The organism is Dyadobacter jiangsuensis, from assembly GCF_003014695.1.
In the GTDB taxonomy this organism is placed as follows: Bacteria; Bacteroidota; Bacteroidia; order Cytophagales; family Spirosomataceae; genus Dyadobacter; species Dyadobacter jiangsuensis.
Genome location: NZ_PYAS01000003.1, coordinates 496,166 through 509,190 on the forward strand (window position 1 = coordinate 496,166; position 13,025 = coordinate 509,190).

Annotated in this window: 6 protein-coding genes; 2 read left to right on the forward strand and 4 right to left on the reverse strand. The window is 52.5% G+C overall.

Features of this window, described 5'->3' with window-relative positions; genetic code table 11:
* Positions 1 to 19 precede the first annotated feature (19 nt).
* The 4 genes from CLV60_RS07970 to CLV60_RS07985 all read right to left on the reverse strand — a co-directional run bounded on the left by CLV60_RS07970 (position 20) and on the right by CLV60_RS07985 (position 7,414).
* A complete protein-coding gene (locus CLV60_RS07970) occupies positions 20 to 1,777 on the reverse strand; it encodes a RagB/SusD family nutrient uptake outer membrane protein (protein WP_106594833.1) in 1,758 nt (585 codons plus the stop codon).
* A 12-nt stretch (positions 1,778 to 1,789) separates the two neighbouring features.
* Complete coding sequence (locus CLV60_RS07975; protein WP_170118736.1) at positions 1,790 to 5,311, reverse strand: SusC/RagA family TonB-linked outer membrane protein; 3,522 nt, start codon at positions 5,309 to 5,311, stop codon at positions 1,790 to 1,792.
* Positions 5,312 to 5,667: 356 nt separating this feature from the next.
* A complete protein-coding gene (locus CLV60_RS07980; protein WP_106594835.1) occupies positions 5,668 to 6,711 on the reverse strand; it encodes a FecR family protein in 1,044 nt (347 codons plus the stop codon).
* A 109-nt stretch (positions 6,712 to 6,820) separates the two neighbouring features.
* Positions 6,821 to 7,414 (reverse strand): RNA polymerase sigma factor, encoded by a 594-nt coding sequence (locus CLV60_RS07985; RefSeq protein WP_106594836.1) that lies wholly within the window; start codon positions 7,412 to 7,414, stop codon positions 6,821 to 6,823.
* Positions 7,415 to 7,542: 128 nt separating this feature from the next.
* On the opposite strand from CLV60_RS07985, the gene CLV60_RS07990 reads away from it, so the two are divergent.
* Positions 7,543 to 8,556, forward strand: a complete 1,014-nt coding sequence (locus CLV60_RS07990) for a LacI family DNA-binding transcriptional regulator (protein WP_106594837.1) — start codon at positions 7,543 to 7,545, stop codon at positions 8,554 to 8,556.
* A gap of 285 nt (positions 8,557 to 8,841) precedes the next feature.
* Positions 8,842 to 12,900, forward strand: coding sequence for a polysaccharide lyase family 8 super-sandwich domain-containing protein (locus tag CLV60_RS07995; protein WP_170118737.1), 4,059 nt, complete (start codon positions 8,842 to 8,844; stop codon positions 12,898 to 12,900).
* Positions 12,901 to 13,025: the final 125 nt, after the last annotated feature.

Consider the following 13,025-nt stretch of genomic DNA (forward strand, 5'->3'; position numbering starts at 1 on the left):
AGGACGGGTCTGTATCCCCTTAATCAATCCATCCCGGGTTTTGCACCAGCTTTGGATTCATTTGAATCTCACTGGTAGGGATCGGCCAGGTCATGAGGAAATCTCCTTTGTAGGAATAATCGCTCACATTGGCGCCCCAGATCTGTTTCTTGCCGTTTCCGGTATAGAACACTTTCTCGCCCCAGGTTTTCCAACGCAGTTCATCGAAATAGTTAATGCCTTCACCCGGCAGTTCGACTCTCCGTTCGTTGCGGATTCTTTGCCGCAAATCTTCCTGGCCCTTTACGGCCGTCGCCGCATTCGAATTCAGCAGTGCCACCCCGGCTCTTTTTCGTACTTCGTTCACTTTCTCTACCGCCTCGGCAGTGGCCCTGGACTCGTTCAGTGCTTCGGCCCACATCAGCAGCACGTCGCCGTATCGCAGGATCGGGAAATCGGTAGGCCCGTAGTTGCGGTCGATCAGACCCGAAACGCCCTCGATCACGAACTTCCGGTAGAAATAGTAAAAGTTGATCTGCGTATCGCTCTGGATATCACCGCCCGTGGCGGCCTGTCCCCGGAAAGGCCACCGCATCGTTTGCAGGCTTTCCACATCGGTAAAATTGAACGCACCGCGGAACGTGGCATAAGGCGTAACTACATTGGCCTGTAAACGAGGGTCCCTGTTTTCGTAGGCTTTTTTAATTCGCTCCTCATTCCCCTGTGGCAGGTACAAACTCATCTTAGCGCCCCGTGCACTCGCCGCGGCATATTCTTCGGTGGTGATATTGTTTCTCAGGAAAAATACCTCGCGTTCTGCCGCAGTAAGGCCGGAAAAGCCGGGGATGATATCGTCCCATTTGAACCGGGTGCCGTCGATATTTTCGTGGAGGTCCACCAGATTCGGGGAGGGCATGTAATAGTTCCAGCCCCGGCGAAATGCCGAAGGCCAACCGATAAACAGCTGAAAGTTGTTTCCATATCCCTGCTCGCCGCGGTGCTGGATGGAGAAAATCATCTCAGGGCATTGTTCGTTGGCTTCGGTAAATAATGCCTTGTAGTCGCCGAACAGCGTATGCCCGGCATCTTTTACCTTCTGAAAATCGGCTGATGCTTTTTCCCACTGTTTCAGGTACATGTAGACTTTCCCGCGCAATGCGTAGGCGGCAGCTTTGGTTGCATGGCCGTAGTCCACATTCCCGCTGGCATAGCGGTCGGGCAGATTCGGTTCATTGATGCAATCGTTGAGGTCGGCAATTACCTGGTTCCAGACCTCCGCCTCGGTAGCCCTCGCTTTGGTCGCTTCGGTAGGGGTAAAGGGTTCGAGGTAAATAGGTACGCCTTTGTACACCTGATTGAGCCGGAAATAAAAATAGGCGCGCAGGAATTTACATTCAGCCAGGTAGCGCGCTTTCTTCTTCTCGGTGGAAGGTGATTTTGCCGGAATATTCAAAAGGGCGTCATTGGCGCGCTGAATACCTTCGTACATATGCTGCCACACTTTCGAGAACATGGCGTAGCCGGCGGTAATAGTGCCCCGTAGCAGCGGTTCATCCCAGCGCCCCTGCCCGGTGTACCCAAAGCGGTCGGTCTGGTAGAGCTCATGCACGGTCGTGAGGCCGCTGTGACCCATTTCAAGCCTGAAAGTATTGTAAACACCGGCCACGCCAAGATCGGTCAGGTTATCGGTCGTCCACATGGTTGCATTGGAAACAGAGGAGTAGGGGGCTGTATCCAGCAGATTATCCTGGCAGCTGCCCAGGCAGAGCGCAATGATTATAGCAAAATATTTTTTCATCACTTATCTTCTTTAAAATGAAACATTCAACCCCAGCGAGAACTGGCGCATGGTTGGGTAATTGGGGTTAGGCCCGATTTCAGGATCCAGTCCGGGAAACTTCGTGAGCGTCAGCAGGTTTTCGCCGGCCAGGTAAACCCGCAGTTTGCTCATGGCCAGTTTGCCCGTCAGCCGGTTGGGGACGGTGTACCCGAGTTGAAGGTTGCGGAGTTTTGCAAATGAGGCATTGTACAGGTAGAAATCACTCGTACGGCCGTTCTGTGCGTCCGTTACCCCTTTGAGGCGCGGGTAATGCCCGTTCAGGTTATTGGCGGGGTCGGTGGCGTTGGATTCATTGTAATAATAGTGGTTGTCCGCCACGAGTGTCGGTACCGATTTCCCCTGTGCCACAATCGATTGGTTCAGGTAAATGGTGTTCCAATAGTAATGCATGCCTGCCGCCCCCGACCAGATCATCGAAAGGTCGAACCCGCGGTAAGACAGGTTGAGCGTGAGCCCGTAGTTAATGGAAGGGGTGGCGCGTTTTCCGGTAAACTGCTGGTCATACACGTTGCCGTAGATGCCGTCGCCATTGGTGTCTGCATAAATCAAATCCCCGTACCAGATTTTGGTCGGGTCGATGCCGTCCGCAGGCTGAAACCGGTATCCGGCATCGACCATTCCGCGTAACCACGTCAGATCTTCTGCCGTACGGATCATCCCGTCGCGCGGGCCTCCGTTGACATCCAGAGAACCATCGGAATGCCGGTAATTGCCCGAACCTTTATAAACCGGGTACAAGTAAAGTTCGTTGATGGCATGTCCTTCCAGGATGCGTTCGGTACCGCCTGTCGACACCGTGCCGATATTGGACTGGTAAACGCGACTCCCCGAAACGTCCGCATATCCTTCCTGCAACTTGCCTTTATAGGTGTCGACACGGTTGGTGTTGTAGGCAAAATTTCCCGAGATCGAGTACTGGAAGTCGTTGATCCGGTCCTGATATCCGACACTCAGTTCGATACCGCGTTTGGTTACCTCGGCTATGTTCATCGTGGCCGGACTGGCAGTGCCGACAATCAGCGGAACATTGGGAGCGAAAAGGATACCATCCGTAAAGCCTTTGTACAGATCCAGTTCGAAATTCAATCTACGCCGGAGTGCAAAGCCACTGAGCCCGATGTTGGTCGTGGTGGTTGTTTCCCATCTCAGGTTCCGGTTACCGGTTTTGGTTTGGGCGAGGCCTTTGATTGCCGTGTTGTTGAAAGAGTAATTCACCGTTCCGTACGCAGGCAGATGATCATAGTTGCCTGCGGCATTGTTTCCGGTACGTCCCCAGGAGGCACGGATACGGATATCGTCGAAAATGTCGGTCAGCGGCTGCATAAAAGCTTCCTCCGAAATGCGCCAGCCCGCCGAAAATGCGGGGAAAAAGCCCCACCGGCTCGACTCGCCGAAACGCGACGATCCGTCGTACCGGAATACGGCCTCGGCCAGGTAGCGTTTTTGGAAGGAATAGTTGAGCCGCCCGAAAACCGATTTCAGTCCGTAGTCCGTCTCGTCGCCGTTGATGCCCGTCATGGTAGTCCCCGAATTCAGTGTCGTCAGGTCGGGATGTGTCAGGCCTTGCTTGGATGCGTCAAAATTGTATTGGTTGAAATACTGCTGGTTGTAGCCCACGAGTGCGCCTACTTCGTGATGGGTAAATTCCCGGTTGTAGCGGAGCACATTGTCCAGGATCATATTCCGGCTTTTATACAAAGAGTACCGGGTGGTCATTTGCGCGGCAGGCTGCGCGGCGGTACTCAATGTGTTGGTGGCGAAGTTCCACTTTTCGTACGGGATAGGGTTCGTATTGTTCTCGGTATAACCCTGATTGTAATGCACTTTGGATTCAAATTCCAGTCCTTTGAAAATATCGACCTTCGCAAACAATGTCGTATTGATGCGGCTCACACGGTTGTTGCCGCCTTGTCCGTACAGCCAGGCGATGGCGTTGTTGGCCGTTGCCGATTCCTCCGCAGCTGCCGGAAAGCCATATTTGCCCTGGTAGACCGGATAAACGCCGGGCACCGTCTGGGTAAGGTAGGAGTAGGCGGTAGCCACGTCGGCCACGCTGGTATTCTGAAGGTCGCCGAAAGTTTGTGTACCCACGGTCAGGAATTTGGCCACTTTGGATTGCAGGTTGATCCGCATCCGTACATTGTCGGCGCCGGTTTCGGGCATGGTACCCGGGTTGTTCAGATAACCCACCGAAAACAGGTACTGCGTATTTTCCGAGCCGCCGTTGAGGGTCAGGTTATGGTTTTGCAAAAGCCTGCGCTCCCCGAACAGCACCTTTCCCCAGTTGGTATTCGGATAAGCCACACTGTTGGGAATGCCCTGGTCGGTCAATGCGTCGGGGTTAGCCCTCGCCGTTTCCCATTTTTCAATCGTGGGATTGGAATACACCGACGCTTGCCCAAGGTTGTTAAAACCCTCGTTGACCAGGCGCATATGGCGGGCATAATCGGTCACAAACTCCGGCACATTGTTGGGGCGCAGGAGGGAGGTCATCACCGTGTAATTCACCGAGGTTTTGCCCTTGGTACCCTTTTTAGTCGTGATAAGGATAACACCATTGGACGCAAGGGAGCCGTAAATAGCCGCAGTGGCTGCGTCTTTGAGCACCGAAATGCTCTCCACGTCATTTGGGTTCACGGCGTCCATCGAGCCTACCACGCCGTCGATCACGACCAATGGAGAGGTGCTGTTCAATGTGCCCGTACCCCGTATGCGTATACTGGACCCGTCCGCGCCCGGCCTGCCCGTGGTTGCCTGCACGTTGACGCCCGCGGCCAGCCCCGCCAGCGAAGAAGATAAGGTCGAAGCCGACCTGTTTTCGACAGATTGCGCATTGATGGTGGCCACGGAGCCGATCACGTTCCCCTTTTTCTGAGTACCGTATCCCACTACCACCACCTCGTCCAGGCTCCGCTCGTCTACTTTCAAAGAAACCTCGATCAATGTCTTGTTCCCGACCGCCTGGATTTCCTTGCTTACATAACCGACAAATGAGAACACCAGAATGGCATTTTCATCGGGTACTTCCAGACTGAAATTCCCATCGCGGTCGGAAGTCGTCCCTTGCTGCGTGCCTTTGATGATGACATTGACGCCCGGGAGCGCTTCTCCTTTTTCGTCGGTCACTTTTCCTTTCACGGGCAGGGTTTTCGTTTCGGGACGCTCGTCCTGCGAATCTTTTGGCGGCATGGTCGTCGGCCCCCCTGTCTCTTTGCCATTCTGGGAGCTTTTGAGGATGTACACCATGCTACCGGTATTCATATACGTTAAATGCAGCGAGCCGAGCATTCTATCGAGCAGCTCCGTTACCCGGTAGGTGCCTTTGCCGACGACAAAGCGGGCTTCGGCGTCGACCTGGTTCTCGATGAAGGCAAAGCGAAGCGGGGTTTGCTTCTCGATTTTGCGGAACAGATCCCGCACACCTTCGTTTTTCAGCTGAATGGTAACCTGGATCTCGGCCAGGGGCTGAGCTTCGGAAGGTCGTGCGGCCATGAGCTGAATGCAGCTTATAGCGATGATTATGTAGGATAAACCTAAGCGCATAAGAAATCGGAGACCGGGCTGATGGTTGGAAAGTGCATACCTTCCCCCGATGATAAAGTTTTTGTACATTTACCAGACGTTTTTAGTGATAGCCAATTATTAAAAGCGACACCCGTTCGTTACGCCTAACTTGCGGGTTAAAAAGCCTTTCGGTTCCCGCCGAAGGGCTTTTGCTTGAATGCGGTATGAGTTTTCAGGTACAAAGGCGGCATTCAGCCGTCTCTGGGGAAAATCGTAAGATCTGCTCCGTACGACATCGTTTTCAGGGTTTAGTAATGATAATCAGGGTTCATAGCGGCATTGCACTAATCACAGGAGCCACCTTCTATTGAGACATGGCCGTTGTCGATGGTGTACGTTGCGCCAATCATTTTAGAAAGTACCGTTAGGACGGTTTCCAGGTTCTCATGATGCATGAATGAGGCGGTAATCCGGCATTTCTTGACTTCCGCGCGGCTAAAAGCCAGTTTTACACCGTAATGTTCGCCGATGAGCTGGCCCGCTTTTTCGAGATCGATATTGTCGAGTACCAGGTAAGCGTCTTTCCAGGCGGTTTCTTCGGTGGCACTCACCGAGGCCGTATTGTATTGTTCCGTACGGGTATTGACGGTAATCTGCTCGTCCGGCTTTATTTTCGCATATACGCGCTCCGTGCTGCCGACTTCCACCAATCCCCGGGTAACTGTGACGACCACTTTGTTTTCCTGCATGTTCACATTGAATGCCGTCCCGAGTACCCGCGTCACAACCGTTCCCGATTTCACCCGGAAGGGCTTCGCCGGGTCGTGAGCAATGTCAAAATAGGCTTCTCCGTGCAAGGTCACGTCGCGTGACCCGTTCCGGAATGACGCCGGCGAATAAGTGAGCTCTGCATCCTCGTTCATAAGCACCGTGCTTCCGTCCGGTAGCGTTAAGAATTGCTTTCCCCGCACTACCTGTGTTTCGTCTTGCCGGGACGGCTGGTCGTTGCGGGTAATGTTCATTTCGGCGGTTTGGCTGCTCCGTAATGTCAGCCACATGAAGCCGCCCAGGGCCAAAAGGACAGCCGCAGCCCAGCTCCACCACATGGTAGCGCGTTTGGCCTGGGGGCGTGTAGTACCTAGGATATTGGTCAGGATTTCCTCGCGCGCCTTTCCGGGCAAGGTTGTTTCTGCGGGATCCTCGTCGGAATGCGCGTCCAGCCACTCCTGAAAGCGGAACTCATAACCGTTTTCGGTCAATCGCCGGAGCTCTTCTTTTTCCGGGTCTGAAGCGTCTCCTGCCAGATACCTGGTCATGAGGAAATCAAATCTTTCCATTCCCGATTGCGGGAAATCGTTGGCGGCATTCGAATGGGTGTCAATGCTCATGAGGGCATTTGTTTTTCTGCGAACATAGAACTGTATCAGGACCGGGAATGGCCCTTTACTTCACATGTCTCCTGAAAAAGCGGTAGGGGGCAATTTTTTCTAAAAAAAATTATTTTGCCGTGAAGATCAGCAGCCAAAAGAGGGTTTCGGCCTTTAAAACAGGGTCGAGGCGGGTGCGGATAAAACGGAGAATGCGCTTCATATGCGCTTTGACCGCCAATCTCGAAAGGTTCATCCGCTCGGCGATGGCCTCGTGGGTGAGGCCTTCCTCCCTTGCCAATTGGAAAATCTCCTGCTGATGGTCGGGCAGACTGCGGATCGCCTCTTGCAACAGCCTCTCACGTTCGTCTTCCTGGACCATCCGTTCCGTAGCATTATCGGCTTGTTCCTGGTAGCCGATTTCGCGGATCATTTCGATGAAGTTAGATTTGCGACGGTAGGCGTCGAAAACCTGTTTTTTGGCCATTCCGTGCAGATATGCCCCAAAATTCAGGACGTCGGGCATTTTATTTCGTCTTAACCATACATCCATGAAAACGTCCTGCACAACTTCCTCCGCGGCGTGTGTAGAGTTCAGAAATTTCAGGGCAAGCCGGTAAACCTTGGGGCTGTATGCATCGAAAATCCACACAAAGGCTGATTCGCTCCCCTCGGATAGCTCGCGCAGCACCTCGCGCTCGTTCTCTGATTTGTGCGTAGCCATGATGAGGGAAAATTGGTTTTTGGGGCAAAACTATTACAATTTTTATAAAATTTATTCAAATAGATTGACTGGCCCTACTTTTATTTAAATCAGGGAGTCGCTCCGAATTTTAATGAAGCACATTGTTTATGAAGGAGTTAGTTACGATCAAGGAAATTGCCCGTCAACTAAGCGTTTCCGTTTCTACTGTTTCCCGCGCTCTTCAGAATAACCCCCGGATTGGTTTGAAAACCCGTGAGAGTGTTCAGGCGCTTGCCGGCCAGCTTAAATATTCCCCTAATGCAGCGGCGCTTCATTTTCGGTCGGGGAAGTCGGGTATCATTGGCGTTGTGCTGCCCGAGATCAGGGAGAATTTCTTTTCCGAAGCACTTAACGGCATCGAGACGATCGCGCTGGATCAGAAATTTCTCGTTGCCTTGTACCAATCGCATGACTCTTTTGAACGGGAAAAGCAGATTTTGGCGGCTTTGACTGCAAACCGTGTGGAAGGGATTCTGCTTTCGGCCGCCAAAGAATCACAAAGTTTTCAGCACGTTCAGGACGTTATTACCCAGCAAATTCCCGTGGTGTTGTTCGACCGCATACCGCCTGGTATTCAGACCCACCAGGTAGGATGTGACGTCAAAAGCGGGGCATATCAGGCTACGAAATGGCTGGGTGCACAAGGTTTCAGGCGCATTGCCCTGCTGAATGGCCCGGCAACGCTGGTTGCCTGTGACGACCGGTACGAGGGATACATTAGGGCGCTGGTGGAGAATGGCTTGGCTGTCGAGAATGCCCTGATAAAGCGGGTTGACCTGACACCGGAGGATACAGCCAGGAAAATGGCACAGTTGCTCACCCTGGACTGCCGGCCGGACGCTGTTCTGGCATTCAACGATTATGTTGCCCTCGACGCGATGCGGGTATGCCGGAACCAGGGCGTGATCATCAACAGGGATATTTCGTTTGCCAGCTTCGCCAATTTACCGATGAATATGTATCTCGAACAGCCTCCCCTGGTTTCCGTCGAGCAGCATCCTTTTGCGATTGGGCAAAAGGCGGCCGAGATTTTGATAAAAAGTATCCGGTCGGGTAGCGGACCTGGTTCGGACGGGTATGAGCGTGTGATCATCGATTCCCAGCTCAAAGTTTGGCAGTAGCATTTACCTTCCCGGGTGTTCAACCCTTACAAGGCATTATTTTGCGCAACCGGTTGCTCAGGCTACGCAACCGGTTGCGTAGCGTGTTTATTGTGATTAACATGCTTTTGCGCTTTCCCAATACTTTCATTACCTGCGCGATATCCTTTAATTAGCAGGTGTTCTAATACCATCGCCCTCTTCTTAGCATACTTCCACTCCTGGCAGGATTTCCTGACAAAGCAATTCCTATTTCGCATACCTGATAAATTCGATTGCTATTGCTAACCTTAAACCTAGATGAATATGAAGCGAAGAGTTGTACTGTTTTTTGCATTATTCCTATTAGTAAGTTCGGGGGGCTTTGCCCAGGTTTACATTGATTCGACCCATTTCAATTGGTCGCGGATCGAGAGTGCCGACCCGGTTGCCCCACTCGTAACGAGCGATGCGGACAATGGTGACGGCGTTGCGGACGGCGCCATGGTGTTAAAGACGGCTGCCACTACACCCGCATTGCAAGGCGTCCAGTATCAGTTGGGGGGAACCGCGGCATTGGGGCAAGTTTTGAATCTCGAAACCAAGTATTACCAGATCGGCGCGTCGTACCTGAAATTCAAGATGCAGGTATATAACAATACCGATAATGTTGTCCTGGCGCAGACGGGTGATTTCACCACTGCCACAGGCGTTGTGGGAACAGGGACATTGTCTTACACATTCACTACGGCAAGTGTCGGGGATCAGATAACCGTGAGATTTCTCAGGTCCGATGACCTGAATCCGGTACGTTCCGCGGGCATCGATTACCTGAAAATCAATACGAAGTTTGCCCGTATGACGCCGCCGGTCGTTGTGGGGCAGTTGATGATCGACGAGGAGAATTTCAACTGGTCGAGAATAGAGAATGCGAATCCGGTGGCCGCCATTGTCAAGAACGACCAGGATAACGGCGACGGCCTGGGCGACGGTGCTTTGCAGATTAAAGGCACAGCCAATACGCCCGCTGTGCAAGGGATACAGTATATGCTGGGCGGAACTCCCGTGGAATACGAAAAGCTGGACCTCGAGATCAAGTATTATGCCAATTCGACTTCCTATACGAATTTTCGAATGCAGGTTTACAATGTGACCGATGATGCAATATTGGCCGAAACCGCAACACTGGGCGTAACGGGCGTGGCCGCCGGTACCGTGGCGCCGGTCTTCGCAGCCTCATTGACCTATTACTTCACGCAGGCCAGTGTAGGCGACCAGATCGCCGTACGATTTGTTCGGAAGGACGATCTCAATCCGGTTCGCATTGTGGCGATCGATTATCTGAAGGTGAACTCGAAGTTTACGAATATGCTGCCCATCTGCAAGCCTGATTTCAGTTTTGATCTTCCGCTCACCGCCGCGACTCCCACTGAAATCAGCGACCTGGAAACAATCCGGAACAGCCTCTTCAACCAATTGTATACCTCGGTACCACCCACGACCGAAGAAGTAAATACGGCATTGGCGCAATATGATTTGCTGAATATTCAGGCTACCGGTACCGACATTACCGGAACGCCCGTCACAGCTCCCGGCCAGTTTGCATTTCTGGCCACATTTGCGCGATATCTCAAATTCAACCCGTCGGATACAGCTGTCGGTCATAAGGCTTCCAACGCCGTTTGGTATCTCGCCAAGCAAAACTGTAATAACACCAACGCCGCCCTTACTTTTTATAACTTTCCCCGCTTTTCCCGACCTGCCATTTTTCTGAATGACTACCTCTCGCCCAAGGTGAAAGCCCTCTTTGGCAACACGCTGTCGACGGAAACGGCGCTGTTTCAATACATCTTCGACGAAAATTATGATTTTGCGACCACTGCAACCAAAGGTGCCATCAATACCGATGTGATTTACCTCGATCTGGACGTGTTGTTCGCATATGCCGACTGGTTCGATACGAACGATGAGAAAATCAGGTACCTGAAAACGATCAAGAGGTTTTTGGAGCGTTTCGTGATCCACACCAATGGCAAGGCCGACGGGTTGAAAAAGGACGGTTCGGGCTTCCATCACGGGTCGGCGTACGATGGTTATATGTACGCATTCAGCACCGCCGCGACTGTCATTAAATCGTTGGAGAATACTGTTTTTCAGATCGACCTGGCTTCGTACACCCGTTTCAGGGACGCGATTTATGCACAATCCATTTACAGCAGCGATTCGGGGATTATACCGCTTTCCATGACGGGAAGGAATCCGCAGACAAGAACGACCTCACTCGCGGCTTCGACGCTCGCCAAACTTGCCATTTCGGGCGGTAAGATACTGGGGCTGTCCACCGCAGACCCTATACTGGCGGGTAACTACAACCGGAAGTACGGGGTTAACAGCGAGTTCAATCTGAATACGGTAACGCCTTTTGAAGAAGGGTACATTCAGTTTAACTACGGAAACCTGGGCGTTTACCGGAAGAACAACTGGGTTGCTACGTCGCGGGGATTTTCCCGGGAGTTGTTTGGAGCGGAGATTTACATCAAACAAAACCGTTTCGGCAGGTACCAGAGCTACGGCACATTGGATATTGCTTACCCGGGGAATACGGTAACCGGCAACGGGTTTGACCTGGCAGGGTGGGATTGGAATTTCAATCCGGGTGCGACGACGATCGTTCTGCCATGGGATAGCTTAGGGGCCGAAAAGAGCCGCGTCGACGAACTTAACACATACAGCTTTGCCGGATCGCTGGTTTTGAAGCAAGCGGGCAAAGCGGTGCTTTCCAAAACAATGGGAGAGAGCGGCTTGTTCGCGATGAGGTTTAAGGAGCGGGGTGATCTGGGCTTTGGAACGACTTACGGACCGCCTACCCACAATGCAACCTTTGAATTTACCAAAACCTATTTTGCCATCGAAGATTACATCATTTGTCTCGGCAGCGGAATCAAAAATAACGACGTCAACCACCCGACGGTTACCACATTGTCGCAAAGATTGAACAACAATGCCAATGACTTGTTTGTCAATGGGGCTGTTAAATCCAGCCAAAGTGCGGAGGCATTTGCGGGTTCGGGGCCAAACTGGGTATTGGATAATTACAAAACAGGATATTATATCGCACCGGGCTCGGGGACGCTCAAAATCCGGAATTCGCTGCAACAGAGTCCCTATCAGAACCAGGAGTTTCCGTCGGACTCTCTCATTGCCACGAACGGATCCAACAATTACCGGCTGGCCTACCTGGACCACGGTACCGCACCGGTGGACAATGCATACCAGTTTGTTTGCCTTCCCGGTTCGGATACCGCAAGAATGGCACAGTTCAGCCAGGCGATGCAGGATGAGCAAACCAGGCCCTTCACGGTTCACGCGAATACGCCTGCGGCGCAGATCATCGAGCATAGATCGTCCAAAACATGGGCATATGCGCTCCCGCTGGCTAATGCATCGATCGACAGCGGTATCGTGGCGTCCAATGATACCCCATGCCTGGTGATGTACCGCGGTGTGAACAACAGTTACAGCCAGATCCTGCTCTCGATCAGCAACCCCGATATGGGGACGTCGCCGTCGACGCCCAAGACCGTCAGGTTGAAGCTCCGTTACGAATGGACGCTCTCCGGTGACCCGAATGCCGCCATCGTATCGTCTGACTCTACCGGTACTGTTATTGACTTCGTACTTGCGGATGGCTTCCCTGTGGAGGTGACTTTGACAGCCGTATGCGCGCCCGTGCAGGTAACCATCGCCGACGTGTACGCGATGAACCCCACGGTGGATTTGAAAAATACCATTTACCTTGGCTACGGGCCAGCGTCACTCACCACCACCGCCACGGCTGCCGGTGCGCAAGGCTACGCATACAGTTGGAATACGGGACAACGGACGCAGGCGATCTCGGTTTCGCAGGCTGGTACCTACACTGCGACAGTTTCTTATGCCGGTGTCTGCGAGGCGAAGGCGTCGGTCAACATTGGTGTACTGGACGTGAGATGCGGCAATGGCAACGATAAGGTGATGATTTGTCATAACGGCAAGACGATCTGTGTGGCACCGGCGGCTGTTGAGGCCCATCTGGGACATGGGGATAGTCTTGGCTCGTGTGGCGCCGGAGCGCGCCTGGGTGTGTCCGCGGATGAGGAAATCAAGTTGGCTTCAAGTATTGCGGTTTATCCTAACCCCGCGCCCGAGAAGTTCTATATTACTGTGCCGAAATTGGAGGCTAATGCAGCGGTAACGTTGTATAATGCACGTGGAGAGGCCGTTCGTACTTTCCGTTTGGCTAACGTAAGACAAGAAGTGTCGCTTAAAGGGCTGCCGACCGGAATGTATCTGGTAAATATCCGCAACGGGAATCAGACTACCGTTAAAAAGATCATCAAACACTGAAATGTATTCTAAATGCGCTGGTTAGTGTTGCCTTCAAGTAAGTTCTGACAAGTTAAATCGGGCCTCGTTTTGGAGGCCCGATTCATTTAGCCGCGGGCGTATTCCTGTTTTTTTTGACTCTTTGC

Excerpts from the sequence above, each read along its gene's own strand:
- CLV60_RS07970 (WP_106594833.1), bottom strand. The coding sequence starts at position 1,777 with ATGAAAAAATATTTTGCTATAATCATTGCGCTCTGCCTGGGCAGCTGC.
- CLV60_RS07975 (WP_170118736.1), bottom strand. The coding sequence starts at position 5,311 with ATGGCCGCACGACCTTCCGAAGCTCAGCCCCTGGCCGAGATCCAGGTT.
- CLV60_RS07980 (WP_106594835.1), bottom strand. The coding sequence starts at position 6,711 with ATGAGCATTGACACCCATTCGAATGCCGCCAACGATTTCCCGCAATCG.
- CLV60_RS07985 (WP_106594836.1), bottom strand. The coding sequence starts at position 7,414 with ATGGCTACGCACAAATCAGAGAACGAGCGCGAGGTGCTGCGCGAGCTA.
- CLV60_RS07990 (WP_106594837.1), top strand. The coding sequence starts at position 7,543 with ATGAAGGAGTTAGTTACGATCAAGGAAATTGCCCGTCAACTAAGCGTT.
- CLV60_RS07995 (WP_170118737.1), top strand. The coding sequence starts at position 8,842 with ATGAAGCGAAGAGTTGTACTGTTTTTTGCATTATTCCTATTAGTAAGT.